The sequence below is a fragment of the Herbaspirillum sp. RV1423 genome (genome assembly GCF_000577615.1).
GTDB lineage: Bacteria > Pseudomonadota > Gammaproteobacteria > Burkholderiales > Burkholderiaceae_D > Herbaspirillum.
In genome coordinates this window covers 37,201-54,651 of sequence record NZ_CBXX010000006.1, presented here as the reverse complement: position 1 = coordinate 54,651, position 17,451 = coordinate 37,201, and the positions used below count along the sequence as shown (strand labels likewise).

Annotated in this window: 19 protein-coding genes; 16 read left to right on the top strand and 3 right to left on the bottom strand. The window is 61.2% G+C overall.

The features are described from left to right. Window positions 1-18: 18 nt before the first annotated feature. From lptE to RV1423_RS08235, 14 genes are all read left to right on the top strand, one after another. Window positions 19-549, top strand: a complete 531-nt coding sequence (gene lptE, locus RV1423_RS08300; RefSeq protein ID WP_034295324.1) for an LPS assembly lipoprotein LptE — start codon at window positions 19-21, stop codon at window positions 547-549. 3 nt (window positions 550-552) lie between these two features. Next, window positions 553-1,572, top strand: a complete 1,020-nt coding sequence (gene holA, locus RV1423_RS08295; RefSeq protein WP_034295323.1) for a DNA polymerase III subunit delta — start codon at window positions 553-555, stop codon at window positions 1,570-1,572. A 25-nt stretch (window positions 1,573-1,597) separates the two neighbouring features. Continuing rightward, window positions 1,598-2,869, top strand: a complete 1,272-nt coding sequence (locus tag RV1423_RS08290) for a glutamate-5-semialdehyde dehydrogenase (protein ID WP_034295321.1) — start codon at window positions 1,598-1,600, stop codon at window positions 2,867-2,869. 168 nt (window positions 2,870-3,037) lie between these two features. Beyond that, window positions 3,038-3,460, top strand: coding sequence for a CopD family protein (locus RV1423_RS08285; RefSeq protein WP_034295319.1), 423 nt, complete (start codon window positions 3,038-3,040; stop codon window positions 3,458-3,460). Window positions 3,461-3,493: 33 nt separating this feature from the next. Continuing rightward, a complete protein-coding gene (locus tag RV1423_RS08280; RefSeq protein ID WP_034295317.1) occupies window positions 3,494-4,099 on the top strand; it encodes a 2-hydroxychromene-2-carboxylate isomerase in 606 nt (201 codons plus the stop codon). A gap of 196 nt (window positions 4,100-4,295) precedes the next feature. After that, on the top strand, window positions 4,296-5,549 hold the full coding sequence (locus tag RV1423_RS08275) for a class I SAM-dependent RNA methyltransferase (protein ID WP_034295315.1): 1,254 nt from the start codon (window positions 4,296-4,298) through the stop codon (window positions 5,547-5,549). Window positions 5,550-5,684: 135 nt separating this feature from the next. Beyond that, entirely contained in the window at window positions 5,685-6,107 is a 423-nt protein-coding gene (locus RV1423_RS08270; protein WP_034295313.1) for a DoxX family protein, read from the top strand. Window positions 6,108-6,149: 42 nt separating this feature from the next. Further along, window positions 6,150-6,986: a dioxygenase gene (locus tag RV1423_RS08265; RefSeq protein WP_034295311.1), complete on the top strand. Its 837-nt coding sequence runs from the start codon at window positions 6,150-6,152 to the stop codon at window positions 6,984-6,986. Between the two features lie 20 nt (window positions 6,987-7,006). Next, on the top strand, window positions 7,007-7,909 hold the full coding sequence (locus tag RV1423_RS08260) for a LysR family transcriptional regulator (protein WP_034295309.1): 903 nt from the start codon (window positions 7,007-7,009) through the stop codon (window positions 7,907-7,909). Between the two features lie 328 nt (window positions 7,910-8,237). Next, a complete protein-coding gene (locus RV1423_RS08255) occupies window positions 8,238-8,765 on the top strand; it encodes a 2,4'-dihydroxyacetophenone dioxygenase family protein (RefSeq protein WP_034295307.1) in 528 nt (175 codons plus the stop codon). Window positions 8,766-8,789: 24 nt separating this feature from the next. Beyond that, a complete protein-coding gene (locus RV1423_RS08250) occupies window positions 8,790-9,533 on the top strand; it encodes an SDR family NAD(P)-dependent oxidoreductase (protein ID WP_034295678.1) in 744 nt (247 codons plus the stop codon). A gap of 136 nt (window positions 9,534-9,669) precedes the next feature. Continuing rightward, window positions 9,670-10,959 (top strand): MFS transporter, encoded by a 1,290-nt coding sequence (locus tag RV1423_RS08245; protein WP_051516573.1) that lies wholly within the window; start codon window positions 9,670-9,672, stop codon window positions 10,957-10,959. 29 nt (window positions 10,960-10,988) lie between these two features. Continuing rightward, a complete protein-coding gene (locus RV1423_RS08240; protein ID WP_034295303.1) occupies window positions 10,989-11,714 on the top strand; it encodes an SDR family NAD(P)-dependent oxidoreductase in 726 nt (241 codons plus the stop codon). Window positions 11,715-11,830: 116 nt separating this feature from the next. Next, window positions 11,831-12,631: an IclR family transcriptional regulator gene (locus tag RV1423_RS08235; protein ID WP_034295301.1), complete on the top strand. Its 801-nt coding sequence runs from the start codon at window positions 11,831-11,833 to the stop codon at window positions 12,629-12,631. 25 nt (window positions 12,632-12,656) lie between these two features. Here RV1423_RS08235 and RV1423_RS08230 read toward each other — a convergent pair whose 3' ends face one another. After that, window positions 12,657-14,273, bottom strand: a complete 1,617-nt coding sequence (locus tag RV1423_RS08230) for an alkaline phosphatase (RefSeq protein WP_034295299.1) — start codon at window positions 14,271-14,273, stop codon at window positions 12,657-12,659. Window positions 14,274-14,389: 116 nt separating this feature from the next. Here RV1423_RS08230 and RV1423_RS29745 point away from each other — a divergent pair, with 116 nt between their 5' ends. After that, a complete protein-coding gene (locus tag RV1423_RS29745) occupies window positions 14,390-14,536 on the top strand; it encodes a hypothetical protein (RefSeq protein WP_155835052.1) in 147 nt (48 codons plus the stop codon). A 95-nt stretch (window positions 14,537-14,631) separates the two neighbouring features. Beyond that, complete coding sequence (locus RV1423_RS08225; RefSeq protein ID WP_034295297.1) at window positions 14,632-15,834, top strand: ammonium transporter; 1,203 nt, start codon at window positions 14,632-14,634, stop codon at window positions 15,832-15,834. A gap of 66 nt (window positions 15,835-15,900) precedes the next feature. Here RV1423_RS08225 and RV1423_RS08220 read toward each other — a convergent pair whose 3' ends face one another. Together RV1423_RS08220 and RV1423_RS08215 are read right to left on the bottom strand one after the other, a co-directional pair. Continuing rightward, a complete protein-coding gene (locus RV1423_RS08220) occupies window positions 15,901-16,116 on the bottom strand; it encodes a hypothetical protein (protein WP_034295296.1) in 216 nt (71 codons plus the stop codon). A gap of 395 nt (window positions 16,117-16,511) precedes the next feature. After that, complete coding sequence (locus RV1423_RS08215) at window positions 16,512-17,420, bottom strand: alpha/beta fold hydrolase (RefSeq protein WP_034295295.1); 909 nt, start codon at window positions 17,418-17,420, stop codon at window positions 16,512-16,514. Window positions 17,421-17,451: the final 31 nt, after the last annotated feature.

Genomic DNA, 17,451 nt, shown 5'->3' with positions numbered 1-17,451 from the left:
AACCTGACGGACACTTTCATGCCATTTCAACTTCGCCAACGTCAAACCCTGCAATGGATTCTGATGCTGCTGGCCGCGTTCACGCTCAGCGCCTGCGGCTTCCACCTGCGCGGACCGGCGAACCTGCCGTTCAAGACGATCTATCTCGGCTTCTCGGGCAACTCGCCGCTGGGCACGGAATTGAAACGCTACATCCGCGCCAGCGGCGTCGAAGTCCTCGACAGCCCCACCGACGCGGAAGCGGTGCTGCAAGTGCTAGCGGATACGCGTGAAAGGAAAATCCTGACCCTGAACACCGACGGCCGCGTACGCGAATACTCGCTGTATCAACGCTTCAGTTTTCAGGTGAAGAATAACAAGGGCGCCATCATCATTGCGCCGGCCTCGATCGTCCTCAAACGCGACATCACCTACGACGAAAACCAGGAACTGGCGAAGCAGGCGGAAGAAGTCCTGCTGTACCGCGACATGCAGAGCGACCTGGTGCAACAGATCCTGCGCCGCCTGTCGGCCCGCAAGACCAACGTCGACGAAACCGTCCAGGAATAGCAGATGCAATTGCGGCTAGACGCGCTCGACACACACCTGGCGAAATCGCTGTCGCCGCTGTACGTCATCGCCAGCGACGAACACCTGCTGGCGCTGGAAGCCGCCGACAAGATCCGCAAGACGGCGCGCGCCAGCGGCTATACCGAGCGCGACGTGCTGGTGGTCGAGCGCAGCTTCAAATGGGGTGAACTGCTCGCGGCCAACCAGTCGCAATCGCTGTTCGGCGACAAAAAACTGATCGAACTGCGCATTCCCACCGGCAAGCCCGGCAAGGACGGCAGTCAGGCGTTGCAGGACTATGCCGCCAACCTCAATCCGGACAACCTGACCATCATCAGCCTGCCCAAGCTCGACTGGGCAACGGCCAAAGCAGCCTGGGTCGGCACCCTGCAGCAAGCCGGCGTGTACATCGATATTCCGCTGGTCGAGCGCGCGCATCTGCCCGGCTGGATCGGCAGCCGCCTGGCCGCCCAGCAGCAAAGCGCCGACCGCCAATGCATGGACTTCATCGCCGACCGCGTCGAAGGCAACCTGCTGGCCGCGCATCAGGAAATCCAGAAACTCGCCCTGTTGTATCCGGCCGGCAAACTAAGCTTCGAACAAGTCCACGATGCAGTGCTGAACGTGGCGCGCTATGATGTCTTCAAACTCAATGAAGCGATGCTGTCCGGCGACGCCGCCCGGCTCATGCGCATGATGGACGGATTGAAGGGCGAAGGCGAAGCGCTGCCGCTGGTGCTGTGGGCCGTGGCCGAAGAAGTTCGCACGCTGCTCAAACTCAAATCCGGCGTCGCGCAGGGCAAGCAACTGGGCATGCTGCTCAAGGAATACCGCATCTGGGGTTCGCGCGAAAAACTGATGGACCCGGCGCTGCGCCGCATCAGCCTGGCCACCTTGCAAACCGCGCTGCAGGACGCCGCGCAGATCGACAAGATGGTCAAGGGTCTGCGCGCCAAGGCGTTTTCCGGCGACGCCTGGGATGCGCTGTCGCAATTGGGGCTCAAGGTAGCGCGCGGCTATTGAATATTTGGCTTTAGAGAACATCATCATGACGCTCAACATCGAACACTACATGACCGGCATCGGCCAGCGCGCCCGCAAGGCATCGCGCGCCATGGCAAAGGCTGATACCGCAGCCAAGAACCGTGCGCTGGCGCTGATCGCCGCCGCCATCCGTCGCGACGCCGACGCGCTGCGCGCCGCCAACCAGCAAGACCTCGCCGCCGCCCGCGACAACGGCTTGTCCGATGCCATGCTCGACCGCCTGACGCTGTCCGACAAAGCCATCGCCACCATGGCCGAAGGACTGGAACAAATCGTCGCCCTGCCCGACCCGATCGGTGAAATCTCCAATATGAAATACCGCCCGACCGGCATCCAGGTCGGTCAGATGCGCGTGCCGCTGGGCGTGATCGGCATCATCTACGAAGCGCGCCCCAACGTCACCGTCGACGCCGCCGGCCTGTGCATCAAGAGCGGCAACGCCACCATCCTGCGCGGCGGTTCCGAAGCGATCCACTGCAACCAGGCGCTGGCGAAACTGGTCAAGCAAGGCCTGGCCGGCGCCGGCCTGCCCGAAGACGCGGTGCAAGTGGTCGAGACCACCGACCGCGCCGCCGTCGGCGCGCTGATCACCATGACCGACTACGTCGACGTCATCGTGCCGCGCGGCGGCAAGGGACTGATCGAACGCCTGATCAAGGAAGCCAAGGTGCCGATGATCAAACATCTGGACGGCATCTGTCATGTCTACATCGATGACAAGGCCGACCTGCAAAAAGCGCTGGACGTCGCCTTCAACGCCAAATGCCATCGCTACGGCACCTGCAACACCATGGAAACCCTGCTGGTGGCGCGAGGCATTGCCGCGCAAGTCCTGCCGAAGCTGGCCGAGTTGTACCGCGCCAAGGAAGTCGAGCTGCGCGGCGACGCCGAAAGCCGTCAGATCCTGAATGGCTATCCATTGCTCAAGGAAGCCGTCGAAGAAGACTGGAGCACCGAATACCTGGCGCCCATCCTGGCCGTCAAGATCGTTGCGGACGTGGACGAAGCGATCGAACACATCAACGCCTATTCGTCGCAACACACCGACGCCATCATCACAGAAGACTACACGCGCGCCATGCGTTTCCTGCGCGAAGTCGATTCGGCCTCGGTCATGGTCAACGCCTCGACGCGTTTTGCCGACGGTTTCGAATACGGTCTCGGCGCCGAGATCGGCATCTCCAACGACAAGCTGCACGCGCGCGGGCCGGTCGGACTGGAAGGGCTGACCTCGCTGAAATACGTGGTGCTGGGACAAGGGCAAGTGCGCCAGTAATACCTGTTTTCTCTTGGAACCTGTTCACGATCTGTAGCGAGAGGCCACCCGAATGTACTTAAGTACAGGAGGATTCCAGGCAGCGCCCGGTAGTTGCCAATTCGCGGATCATGGTCTCACAGTAAGATCGTGAGCAAGTTCTCACAGCCAATCGCCAAAGGAAGCTTCATGCTCTGGATCAAAGCCCTGCACATCGTGTTCATCGCCTCATGGTTCGCCGGCCTGTTTTACCTGCCGCGCATCTTCGTCAATCTGGCGCAAGAGACCGAGACCGTCACCAGGGAACGCCTGCTCGGCATGGCCCGCCGCCTGTATCGCTTCACCACGATGCTGGCGATTCCGGCCATCGCGCTCGGCCTGTGGCTGTATCTCGGTTACGGCATCGGCAAGGGCCCCGGCAACGGCTGGATGCACGCCAAGCTGGCGCTGGTGGTGCTGGTAATCGGCTATCACCACGCCTGCGGCTCGTTGCTCGGAAAATTTGAAAACGGTCAAAACAAGCGCAGCCATCGATGGTTCCGCTGGTTTAACGAAGTCCCGGTATTATTGCTGCTGGCGATCGTGATCCTGGTCGTCGTCAAACCTTTCTGATCCACATTCGATCCACCTTTTACGGAGTCCTTCATGGGCAAAGTATGTGAATACTTCTTCGCGCCGCACTCTCCCTTTGCCTACCTGGGACATGCGCGTTTTGTCGCTCTGGCAAAACAATACGACGTACAGGTCATACTCAAACCTTTCGACCTGAGCAAGATTTTCGGCCAGTCCGGCGGACTGCCGCTGGCCAAGCGCGCGCCGCAACGCCAGGCATACCGCCTCAAGGAACTGGCGCGCTGGAGCAAATATCTCGGTCTGCCTATGAACCTGCAACCGACCTATTTCCCGGTGCAGAGCGACGCCGCCGCGCGCCTGATCATCGCCACGCAACTGGCGCACGGCACCAATGCCGCGCTCGACCTGACCGGCGCCGTGATGCGCGCGATCTGGGAAGAAGAAAAGAACATCGCCGACAGCGACACGCTGCTGGCCATCGCCAACGAACTTGGTCACGACGGCGCCAGCCTGCTGAAATCTTCAGAGACCGCCAGCGTGCAAGCCGAGTTCGACCGTTTCAGCGAGGAAGCCACTGCCGCCAACGTATTCGGCGCGCCGTGGTATGTCGTCGACGGCGAAGGCTACTGGGGCCAGGATCGCCTGGATTTTGTCGAACGCGCATTTGCCGAAAAATAAATTGCATCGGCAACTGCAGTAAGAATTTCGTCATTCCCGCACACGCGGGAATCCAGCGGCGCCGATCGGGAGATGCCGTCGGCGCCGCTGGAAGAAACACATTGCAATGCGACACTGGGTCCCGGCATTGGCCGGGACGACGGTGTGTTGTGTGCACAGGCATCAACTCTCCCCAACGGACAAAAGGTACCCCCTCATGCGCACCAACTATTCCTATTTCTGCCCTTGCCCGCGCGGCCTCGAAGTCGCGCTCGCCGAAGAACTCAACGAAATCGCCCTGATCGCCGGCCCCGGCGCCAACCTCAAGGTGCACAACCAGGTTCCCGGCGGCGTGCACTGCTCCGGCACCATGATCGCGGCGTACCAGTTGAACCTGCGCTCGCGCATCGCCAGCCGCGTGCTGCTGCGGCTCGCCCATGGCGCCTACAAGAACGAGAACGACATCTACGACCTCGCGCTCGAACAGGAGTGGGAAAACTGGTTCCAGGTGTCGCACACCATCCGCGTCGACGTCACCGCCGTCAAGTCGCCGCTGCGCAGCCTCGAATTCGCCACGCTGAAAATCAAGGACGCCATCTGCGACCGTTTCCGCGAGCGTTTCGACGAGCGTCCCTCGGTCGACACCAAGACCCCGGACATGCGCATCTCGGGTTTTCTCGACGCGCACAATTTCACGCTCTATCTCGACACTTCCGGCGAAGCACTGTTCAAGCGCGGCTGGCGCGACGAAACCGGCGACGCGCCGCTGCGCGAAAACCTCGCTGCCGGGCTGCTGCGCACCAGCGGCTGGAAGCCGGGCATGGTGCTGTTCGACCCGATGTGCGGTTCCGGCACCATCCTGGCCGAAGCGGCGCAGATGCTGGCCGGCATTCCGCCGGGCGCGCGCCGCCGTTTTGCCTTCGAGAAATTCGATAACTTCGACGCCGAGGCCTGGCTGGCGATCAAGGGCGATTTCAAGCCGAATCCGCTGCCGACCGTGCCGACGATTTTCGGCAGCGACATTTCCGGCGACATGGTCAACATCGCGCGCAACAATCTGCGCAAGGCAGGCATCCAGTTCGAGGTGCCGTTGAAGCAGATCGAAGCACAGGAAGTCAGACCGCCTCTGGATGCGGACGGCAATCCCGCCACCGGCATCATGCTGACCAACCCGCCGTACGGTGAACGACTCAGCGTGCGCGGCGACAGCGCCCTGCCGACCGAAGAGCTGTTCGCCTCCTTCTTCAGCGCCTTCGGCACCACGCTCAAGCAGCGCTTTGCCGGCTGGAGCGTGTTCCTGTTCTCGGCCGACCTCGGCCTGCCGAAATTGTTGCGCCTGAAGGAAGCTCGCAAGACGCCTTTCTTCAACGGCGCGCTGGAATGCCGCCTGTTCCGTTTCGACATGGTGGCCGGCTTCAATCGCCGCGAGGCAGCCATCCCCGGCGCCAAACCCAAACCTGATCAGGCTTGACGCCGTCGGCGGGATGATTGTCAACGTCAGCAAAACAATCCATCCCGCCGCGCCGTATTTATCATCGGCTCGCTTTTCCTTAAAGTTGCTCTCAACGAAGCCAATCGTGGCTTCATTCATTCCTTGGGAGCCAACATGACCACCACGACCAACAATACCAAAGCCGACTATGCGGCATTCCTGCTGCGCGTCACTTCCGGCCTGTTTTTTCTGGCCCACGCCGCGATGAAGATTTTCGTCTTCACGCTGCCCGGCACCGTCGCCTTCTTTGAATCACTGGGCCTGCCCGGCTTCCTCGCCTATCTGGTGATCCTGCTGGAAGTGGTCGGCGGCATCGCGCTGGTCATCGGCTTCTATGGCGACCTGCTGGCAATCCCCCTGGCCATCGACCTCGGCGGCGCCATCGTCACGGTGCACGCCCAGAACGGCTTCTTCTTCAGCAACCCCAAGGGCGGCTGGGAATACCTGGCAATGTGGATCGTCGCGCTGATCGCGGTCTATCTGCTCGGCAACGGCGCCTTCGCCGTCAAGCGCAACAGTCTTAAAAACGCTGCATAATTTGTCCAACCGGGGCTGCGGCCCCACTTTTGGAGTCCTAACATGTCCACCGCACTGCCATCGCTCTTCGTTTCCCACGGTTCGCCCATGCTGGCGGTCGAGCCGGGCAGGACCGGGCCGCTATTGCGCAGCATCGGCGAGCGCCTGCCCAGGCCGACGGCCATACTGATCGTCTCACCGCATTGGGAAACCCATACGCCGCGTGTCGGCAATCTGGCCAAGCAGCGCGTGATCCATGATTTCGGCGGTTTCCCGCGGGAGTTGTACGAACTGGATTATCCCGCCGCCGGTTCGCCGGAACTGGCCGAGCGCGTGGCAGGCTTGTTGCGCGACGCCGGCCTCGCGGCCCAGACCGACGACGGCTGGGGTCTGGATCACGGCAGTTGGGTGCCGCTGCGGTATCTGTATCCCCAAGCCGATGTCCCGGTGGTGCAATTATCGTTGCAGCCGCATCAGCCGCCGGCTTACCACTACCGCATCGGCCAGTTGCTGGCGCCGCTGGCGCGCGAAGGCATCCTGCTGGTCGGCTCCGGCAGCTTCACGCACAACCTGCGCGAACTGCGCCGCGGCAATCCGGATGGCGGGGTTGGCTCCGATAACGCGCCGCACACCATGGAATTCCTGCAATGGTTCCTGACGCACATGCAGCAGGGCAATCTGGAGGCCTTGCTCGACTATCGCCATACGGCCCCGCATGCGGTACGCACGCATCCGACCGACGAACACTTGCTGACCCTGTTCTTCGCCATGGGCGCGGCCGACGACTGGACGCAATCGGTGCATCTGGACAGCGGTTCGACGTATCATAGCCTGCGCATGGATGCGTTTGCTTTCGGCAGTCAGTCATCCCTGCTGGCCGACTTGCCCGCCGCCGCATAACCTGCCCGGAAAGAGACCGCTTGAACAAACTGCGCGAAATCGAATGCTTCATCGCTGTCGCCGAACTGGGCAGCTTCGTCAAGGCGGCCGACGCCCTCAATGTCTCCAAGGCGGCGATTTCGCGCACCATCCTTGAGCTCGAAGCGCGCCTCGGCGCGCGCCTCATGCAGCGCACGACGCGTCGCCTGTCGCTGACCGAGGCCGGCGCACTATACCTCCAACGCTGCAAGCAAATCGTCTCGGCGCTGGATGACGCCGACCAGATGCTCACCGTCGGCAATGCCGACCCGACCGGCCTGCTGCGCATCAACGTACCGCAGAGTTTCGGCGTGCTGCATCTGAGCAAAGTATGGCCCTGCCTCTTGCAGCGCTATCCCGGCATCAAGCTAGACATCACACTGTCCGACCGCATCGTCGACATCATCGAGGAAGGTTACGACATGGCGATCCGCATCGCGCGCCTGCCGAGTTCGTCCCTCATCTACCGCAAGCTGGCCTCGACGCGCATCGTGGTCTGCGCCGCGCCCGATTATCTTGAAAAGCACGGCACCCCGCACCATCCGGAAGACCTCAAGGATCACATGGTGATGGGCTACAGTTATTCGGCCGACAAGGATGAATGGCATTTCGACGGCCCCGAAGGGGCTGTCAGCGTCAAGACCCACGTGCGCATGCACGCCAACAACGGCGACACCTGTATCGCCGCCGCGCTGGCCGGCATCGGCATCACGCGCCAGCCGACCTTCATGCTGAGCGAATATATCCACAGCGGCAAGCTGGTGCCGTTGATGCCCGACTACATGTCGGCCGAACTGGGCATCTACGCCGTCTACCCTAGCCGCACCCATTTGCCCGCCAAGGTTCGTGCGACCATCGACTTCCTGGTGCATGCATTCGAGGAAGTGAAGTGGGACGACGACTGAACCGCGCCGCCGGCATTTGCTGACCAATTGCTGACGGCATGAAAAAATCCGCGCTTCGCGGATTTTTTTTCATCTCTCTTTTCATCGGCTCGCTTAAAGCGCACAATCCGCCCTCATCGTGCCTATTGGTCAGACCAATAATTCGACGGACCGTGCCCCATCCTTCCACTCGCGTATGGACCTGCGGACGACGATCGCAGCAACTTGACATACTCTTCGGATTGCCTCAAAGTGACCACATTACAGACTAAATGTCCATATATTGGACAATAAAAGCCGAAATGGCCGATAGTCGATACCAAGTTACTGCAACCTGAGGAGAAGACGCATGCAGCCGACCGCCCCCGTCGCGTCAAAAATGATGCCCTATCAATATCCGAACCCGAAAGAAGCGCCGCTGGAAATCGTGGTCGGATCCGCCATTCCCGACGATGAAAAAGTCTGGGTGCCGCAAGCCGAGAACGTCTGGTTCCGTCCGCTGTGCCTGAACGTTTCGCAAGGCTACTGGACCAACCTGCTGCGCGTGCGCAAGTCGGGCGTGCTGAGCCGCCATCGCCATCCGGCGCCGGTGCACGGCATGGTCCTGAAAGGCCGCTGGCGCTACCTGGAACACGACTGGATCGCCGAACAAGGCAGCTACGTGTTCGAACCGCCCGGCGAAACCCACACCTTGTACGTGCCCGAAGACGTGGAAGAAATGATCACCTATTTCCACATCACCGGCGTGATGTTCTACTGCGATCCCTACGGCAAGTTCGAAGGCTATGAAGACGTTTTCACCAAGCTGGAAATGTGCAAGGCGCATTACGAAAAAGTCGGCCTCGGCGCGGACTTCGTGCAGCAGTTCGTGCGCTGATTGCGTAAAGGAATGAACGACGCCATGAGCTACGTACAAGCCGATTACAACTTCCAGGGCGCAGTCGCCGTCGTCACCGGGGGCACCGGCGGCATCGGCGCCGCCATCAGCGCGCGTCTGGCGCAGGCCGGCGCCGAAGTCATTTGCTGGGACCTGAAGCCTGCCGTCGATTCGCCGAATTTTCAATATGCACAAGACACCGTCGACGTCACCGATCCGGCCTCGGTCGAGGCTGCGACGCAGCGCCTGCTGGCATCCCGCGGTCACATCGATTTCCTGATCAACAACGCCGGCTTTGCCGGTCCGACCGTGCCGCTGGACGAATACGACGTCGCCGAATGGCACCGCATCGTCAACGTCAACCTGATGGGCGTGTTCCACACCTGCCGCTCGGTGGTGCCCGCCATGCGCGCCGCCGGCCAGGGCCGCATCGTCAACATCGCCTCGCTGGCCGGCAAGGAAGGCACGCCCAACGCGTCCGCCTACAGCGCTTCGAAAGCCGGCGTACTGGCGCTGACCAAGTCGCTCGGCAAGGAACTGGCCAACGCCGGCATCCTCGTCAATGCGCTGGCGCCGGCGGCGGTGAAGACCACGCTGCTGGAACAGATGAGCCCGGCGCACGTCGCCACCATGATCAGCAAGAGCCCGATGGGCCGCCTCGGCTATGTCGAAGAAGTCGCCGAGATGGTGGCCTGGCTGTGCTCCGGTTCGTGCACGTTCAACACCGGCGCCGTGTTCGATCTGTCGGGCGGACGCGCAACGTATTAGTACTACCTGTCCGACCGCCACAAGCGGCCGGACATTTTTTCGCAGCACGGCATAAGCACCGCGAAGACGGCGCAAGCAGGTGATGTAGCTCAGAAGCTGTTTGCCTGCAGCACTTTATATTTACATTGGAGACAACATGGAAGTCCAAAAGAGCAGCAAGCTCAAACGCATTCAGTGGGTCGCACTGACGTTCCTGATGCTTGCCGGCATCGTCAATTACCTCGACCGCAGTACGCTGTCCATCGCCAACCATTCGGTCAGCCAGGAACTCGGCCTGTCCGCTTCGGAAATGGGTCTGCTGCTATCGGCATTTTCGCTCGCTTACGCCTTCTCGCAATTGCCGATCGGCGCGATGCTCGACAAATTCGGCGCGCGCGTGATGCTCGGCGCCGGCATGATGGTGTGGTCGGTGGCCCAGTTGGCCGGCGGCTTCGTCGGTTCGCTGCACCAGTTCCTGGTGGCGCGCGTATTCCTCGGCCTCGGTGAAGCGCCGCAGTTTCCGGCCGGCGCCAAGGTGGTTTCCGAATGGTTCGCCGTGCGCGAACGCGGCGGCCCTACCGGCATCTTCGTCGCCTCGTCGACCATTGGCCCGGCCCTCGCACCGCCGATCCTGACCGTGCTGATGCTGTCGTTCGGCTGGCGCATGATGTTCGTCATCATGGGCGTGCTCGGCATTGCCGTGGCAGTCGGTTGGTACATCTTCTATCGCAACCGCAACGAAGTCGAACTGACGCCGTCCGAAATGCTGTACCTGGCCGACGGCAGCGACAACGATCCGAACGCCAACGCCAAGCTGACCTGGCACGAGTGGAAGGGCCTGTTCAAATATCGCACTACCTGGGGCATGCTGTTCGGCTTCATGGGCGTGATCTACATGGTGTGGCTGTACCTGACCTGGTTGCCGGCCTACCTCGAACATGAACGCCACCTCAGCATCGCCCGTACCGGCTGGGTGGTGGTGATCCCCTACATCTTCGGCACGCTGGGCATGCTCAGCAGTGGCTATATCGCCGACGGCCTGATGAAACGCGGCATGGCGCCGATCCGCAGCCGCAAGTGGCCGATCTGCGCCGGCCTGATCGGCGCCGGCGCGTTCACCATCCCCGCCGCCTATACGCCGAGCACCACCATGGCGATCGTCTACATCTCGCTGGCGATGGCCTTCGTCAACATGGCAAGCGGCGGCGCATGGGCGCTGGTCAGCGTGGCGATTCCGCGCCGCCTGGTGGCATCGCTGGGCAGCCTGCAAAACTTCGGCGGCTACCTTGGCGGCTCGCTGGCGCCGCTGATCACCGGCGTCGTGGTCGACCAGACGCACTCGTTCGTGAACGCCTTGCTGATCAGCGCCGCCGTCGCGTTCGCCGCCGCGCTAGTCTACATGTTCGTGGTAAACAAGCCCATCGAAGGCGACGGTGCTCCAGCCTGATTTTTATTTTCGCATCCAAGGAAGAACACATGACATTCACGGCCAATCTGTTTCAGGGAAAGACTGCGCTGGTCACCGGCGGCACCCAGGGCATCGGCGGCGCGGTGGCACGCCAGCTCGCCGCCATGGGCGCCAAGGTGATCGCGGCAGGCTTGCCGCCGTTCGCCGCGGACGAGTTCAAGGACAGCAATGTCACGCTGGCCGAACTCAATGTAGCCTCGGAAGACAGCGTCAATAATCTGTTCGCCGGCATCAACCAACTCGACATCGTGGTCAACTGCGCCGGCATCATCAAGCGCGGCGCCGAACACGAAGTCGAGGTGTTCGAACAGGTGATCGCCGTCAACCTGACCGGCACCATGCGCGTCTGCACGGCCGCACGTCCGCTGCTCAAGGCAAGCAAGGGATGCATCGTCAACCTGGCGTCGATGCTGAGCTTCTTCGGCGGCGGCCTGGTGCCCGGCTACAGCGCCAGCAAAGGCGGCATCGCGCAATTGACGAAGTCGCTGGCGATCGCCTATGCCGCCGACGGCATTCGCGTCAACGCGGTGGCGCCGGGCTGGATCGCGACGCCGCTGACGCAGGCGCTGCAGGAAGACCCTGCACGTTCCGGCCCTATCCTGCAACGCACGCCGCTGAACCGCTGGGGAACGCCGGAAGACATCGGTAATGTAGCCGCCTTCCTGTGTACGCCGGCGGCGTCCTTCATGACCGGCGCCGTGGTGCCGGTCGATGGCGGTTATCTGGTGGCCTGACCTCGCACCTGTCCCGCGTCGTCGGTAATGGCGGCGCGGGAAATCCCACGGCGAGTCCCTCGGCTATAATGCGTCTCCGCAGCCTTCGCCCATCCGTTATCCGCGCCTGACTTGCTATGCCGACATCCGATACCGCCGCTGAAGACAATCCGAAGATCGCCGGTACGGCTGCATTTTCGAAGTTCATGGCCGTGTTGCAATTGATCGCCGACCAGGAAGAACCGCTGACCATTGCGCAACTGAGCGCGCAGAGCGGTTATCCGCGTCCGACCGTCTATCGCATCCTGGCGGCGCTGACCGCCGAAGGAATGGTGGTGGAGAATCCGCGCACGAAGCATTTCGAACTCGGCCCGCGCCTGATCAACCTGGCCAGCAAATCCTGGGCCCGGTCCGACATCCGCACGGCGGCCATCGACGCCCTGCAAGACCTGCGCGACGCCACGCGCGAAACGGTCCACCTGGCGGTGCCGAGCGACAACGGCATGGTCTACATCGAAAAGCTGGAAAGCCCGCAAGCGGTGCGCATGACCTCGCGCGTCGGCACGCGCGTGACGCTGTATTCCAGCTCGGTCGGCAAGGCCTATCTGGCGGCGCTGGATGAAGCGACGCGCAGCCGCCTGTTGCGTTCGGTCAGGATACAAAAATTTACCGACAACACCATCACCGACCTCGACGTCCTGCGCGCCGAACTCGCCGTGGCGCGGCAACGCGGCTATACCGAAGACAATGAAGAAAACGAAGCGCAGATCTTTTGCGTCGGCGCCCCCATCTTCGGTGCCGAAGGCATGCCGGTGGCCTGCATCAGCATCAGCATTCCGCTGTTCCGCAAGCCGCAGAATCTGCAAGAGACGCTGATCGATCCCTTGCTGGCAACCTGCAAGCTGATCACGCAAAAACTGTCCGGCCCCGGACGCTGACCCCGGCGCCGACCACCGGGCCCGGTCACGCTTCCGGCGCGATCTCCACGCTATACAGTTTGCTTCCCTCGACATTGTGCAGAGACACGGTCATGGCCCTGGTCTTCGCATCGATCTTGCCGATACCGAAGAACTGGTACAAGTCGGCCGGCGAACGATTCTGCTTCATGTCGGCGGGAACGCCGACGTAACGCACGTCCGGACCGAAAGTGCGGTCGATCTCGCCGGGACCGAAGGTGCCCGCATGGAGCGGACCGCCGACGAATTCCCAGAACGGCTTGAAGTCGGTGAACTGCGCCTTTTCCGGCATATAGTAGGTGGCCGAGGCATAGTGCACGTCGGCCGTCACCCACACCACGTTCTTGATGTCGTGCCGCTTGATGAAGCGCAACAGCTCCGCCACTTCGAGCTCGCGTCCCGACGGCTTGCCGTTGTCGGCATTGGCCCATGCCTCGAAGGTACCTTGCGGCACGTCCTGATTGAGATCCGGTACGACGATGGAAATCGGCATGTCGCTTGCGATCACCTTCCAGGTCGAGCGCGAGCGCAGCAAGGCCTGCTTGATCCAGCGCATTTGCGCCGCGCCGAGGAAGGCGGCGTCCTTGCCTTGCTGCGTCTGGCGATTGGGCGAATTGGCGCCGCGATAGCTGCGCTCGTCGAGCATGAACACTTCCAGCAAGGGACCATATTGGAAGGAGCGATAAATGCGTTCCGGGTCGGCGCCGTCGATCCGGAACGGATTGTATTCGAACATCGCCTGACGCGCGCGCCGCATCAGCACATTCAGTTCGCGTTCGCGGTAACGCTGCTCGGCCGCGCCGATGACCTGGCCCGGATACCAGTTGTTGCGCACTTCGTGATCGTCCCATTGCACCAGGAAAGGCACTTCGGCCATGAAGCGCTTCTTGTTGGCGTCCATCAGGTTGTAGGCGAAATTGCCGCGATACTCGTCGAGCGTTTCGGCCACCTTGGATTTTGCCGGCGTCGTCAGGTTGCGCCAGATGCTGCCGTCGTCGAGCCTGACCTCCGCCTGGATCGGCCCGTCGGCATAGATCTGGTCGCCCGAGTGGATGAAAAAATCCGGCTTGAAGCGGCGCATGGTTTCGTACACGCGGTAACCGCCCCAGGCTTCGTTGATGCCCCAGCCCTGTCCGGCTTCGTCGCCGGAAAACGCAAAGCTGATATCGCGCTCGGCGCCGCCCGGAATGATCAGGCTGCCGTTGACCGGTTCGCTCCAGGCCGACGCATGCGTCAGGTCCTGGAAACGCACGCGATAGTAAAGCCGTTGGCCCACCGGCAAGCCGCGCAGGTCGAGGCGCGCAGTGTAGTCGTCGCGCGCCAGCGCCACGGGACCGGCCACGGTCTGCGCACCCCTGAAATTCTCATAGGCGGAATATTCCACCACCATGCGCGCCGCGCGATCGGTGCGGCTCCAGAGCATGGCGGCGTCGCGCGTGATATCGCCGCTCATGGCACCGCTGCCGACTTGCGGACGCAGGCGCTCCGACGTCACCACGGCGGGCGCCTGCTGCTGGGCGAGCGCGGCCGGCAATTTGCCGCCCGTCAGCAATGCGCCGGCGCCGACTACGGCGTTGCGCAGGAAGACGCGGCGGAATGGGGGAAAGGACGAATCGGCGGGCATGGCGTACTCCTGTGCGGTGAACGGTATGGAACGGAATTGCAATGTAGCAATGCAATGTGACCGTTCCATGAACGTCCGCACATGTGTCCCAACTTTCGACATTAATCGAGAACAAGATGAAATTGCTTGTCATCAAGACCGGAACCGAGCCGATTCAGGACACACGCGGCTCTTTTGCCACGCACCACTCCGGCGCGATATTTCGCACGCTTTACGTGCATCGTCGCGGCATTGGCCTACTGCACTCTGCAAATCCCCTTTAAATTCAATGCATTATAAAAATGCACCGAAATGGAATATTTTTTGCTTAATAAGGTGCTTTTTATCATTTACCGCACAATTATTGGGAGATTTTTCTGTGAACGATCACAAAAATGGTGCCGATGCGCTCTTCATTCTGCTCGGCGCAATCATGATTCTGGCCATGCATGCCGGCTTTGCCTTCCTCGAACTGGGCACGGTGCGGCGCAAGAACCAGGTCAACGCTCTGGTCAAGATCCTGGCCGATTTCGCGGTCTCGACGATCGCCTATTTTTTCATCGGCTATTACGTCGCCTATGGCGTGAGTTTCTTCAGCGGCGCCGAAACCTTGTCGGCGCGCAGCGGCTTCGAGTTGGTCAGGTTCTTCTTCCTGCTGACCTTCGCGGCGGCGATCCCGGCGATCATCTCCGGCGGCATCGCCGAGCGTTCCAAATTCCATCCGCAATTGCTGGCTACTGCGATCCTGGTCGGCCTGGTTTACCCCTTCTTCGAAGGCATCGCCTGGAACCAGCATTTCGGTGTGCAGGCTTGGATCAAAGACGTCTTCGGCGCCGAGTTCCACGACTTCGCCGGCTCCATCGTCGTGCATGCCGTGGGCGGCTGGATCGCCCTGCCCGCGGTGCTGCTGCTGGGCGCGCGGCGCGGCCGCTACACCAGGGAAGGCGCGGTCGCCGCGCATCCGCCGTCGAATATTCCCTTCCTGGCGCTGGGCGCATGGATCCTGACGGTCGGCTGGTTCGGCTTCAACGTCATGAGCGCGCAAACCCTCGACAAGATGAACGGCCTGGTCGCGCTCAACTCGCTCATGGCCATGGCCGGCGGCACGCTGGCGGCGCTGGTGATGGGCAAGAACGATCCCGGCTTCGTCTATAACGGTCCGCTGGCCGGACTGGTCGCCGTCTGCGCCGGCTCCGACCTGATGCATCCGCTGGGCGCGCTGGTCACCGGCGGCATCGCCGGCGCGATATTCGTATGGATGTTCACGCGCACGCAAAACAAGTGGAAGATCGACGACGTGCTGGGCGTGTGGCCGCTGCATGGCCTGTGCGGCGCCTGGGGCGGCCTGGCGGCCGGCATCTTCGGCATGAAAGCGCTGGGCGGCGTCGGCGGCGTATCGTTCATGGCGCAACTGTGCGGCACCTTGCTCGGCATCGCTATCGCCCTTATCGGCGGCTGGATCGTCTACGGCGCACTGAAAGCCGTCGTCGGCATCCGCCTCGACCCGGAGCAGGAGTTCGAAGGCGCCGACCTGTCGATCCACAAGATATCGTCGACGGCCGAGCGCGAGACGAGCTGGTGATGATGGACATCGATAAAGTCTGTCGGGATCAACGGCAGTCCGTCTGAATCCCTACGGCAAGCAATACTAGCGCGCGCCTTTATGGTCTTTTTGTCCGTCGTTCTTGTGCTTGCCCATGACTTCCTTTGCTTCCTCCTTTTGTCTTTGCTTCTTCACGTCTTCTGCATGTAAAGGTGAAGCTGGCTTCGGCTTAAAATCTTTACCGGATGTGGACACAATATTCTCCTTGAAGGATTGATGCAAAAAGTGAACGCACGAAAAATCAGCGGCTAAGGAAGCCATGGCGTTCTCCGCAACCTGCGCCTGTGCCTGCGCGCGGCTTCAACAATTCAAAATCGCGATATCCCAGGCGCCTTCGGACTCACATCAAAATTGTTGACGACAACATGAGTCGGTAAATCGTTTGACGAGGCATTTCGTCAATATATTGAGGTCTGTTGATATGCACACCTGACATTGCTTCACAACAACACCGAGCGTCCCACACCAGCTCCTCAAAATTATCTTGCCTTTGATGTCGTTCGGCAGCACTGATCCAGATCAAATATATGTATGAGCGGAAAAGTCACCTCATTCTTGCTGGCCAGGCTGCGCTCCGCCCATTGCGATATATGACCGTGCAACGTTTGTAAACTCCCAACCCCTGCGATGGTGGCAGCGATGTACTCCCACATGCGCTATGCAGCATACTGCCGGATGAATGCCTCGATCGAACTGGCCACAAACACCGGCGCTTCCAGCATGGAATAGTGGCCGCTTTCCTGGCACACCTTGAGCGTGAAATCGGGATACAGCGGTGCGAAATTCTTGCGCACCGACTCTTCCTGATAGAACGGCAGATCGAATTTTCCCGTGATCGCCAGGATAGGGATTTTCAGACCGCGCGCTTCTTGCGCAAAGTCGGTTTGCGTAAACATCTGCAAGTAACCCGCCATCGCTTCCTTGGTCATGGCGTTGCGCGCCAGTTTCAATTTGAAATTGATCCAGGTATTGCCATAGCGGCTGCCGCCGCGCGCGGCGATGGCGCGCTTCAATGCTTCGTCGTCGGTGATGACCGCACGCAAGCCTTGCATGCCTGCCTCATCAGTCTTGAAGCCGGAGGCGGGAACCGAGCTGATCGCGACCAGGCTCTTGACCCGTTCCGGATAACTCACCGTCAGGCGCTGTGCGATCATGCCGGACATCGAATGACCGACCACATGGTAACGCCGGAAGCCCAGATGACGCATCACTTGCGCCGCATCGGCGGCGGCTTCATTGGCGCTGTAGGCGCCTTGCACGGCTTTTGACCAGCCGTAACCGCGCAGGTCGACGAAGACAAAGGAATATTGTTCCGTATTGAGGTAAGGCCATAACGGCTCCCAGTTGTTGTGGTCGCCCAGCCATTCATGCATGACCAGCACGCCCTCGCTGCCGCGGCCGATTACTCGGTACATGACGGACACGCCCTCTTCGCCCGGCCCGGTTGCCATGCCGGCATCCAGCAATGTGCTGCAGCCGGCCGCCGACAAAGCGGCCAGCGACATCAGCAAGGTCCTGCGCTTGGGATGGAAACCTTGTGTATCAGGCTTATCTGCATGCTTCATGTTCTTGTCTCCCGTTTTGATTTACGCTTAA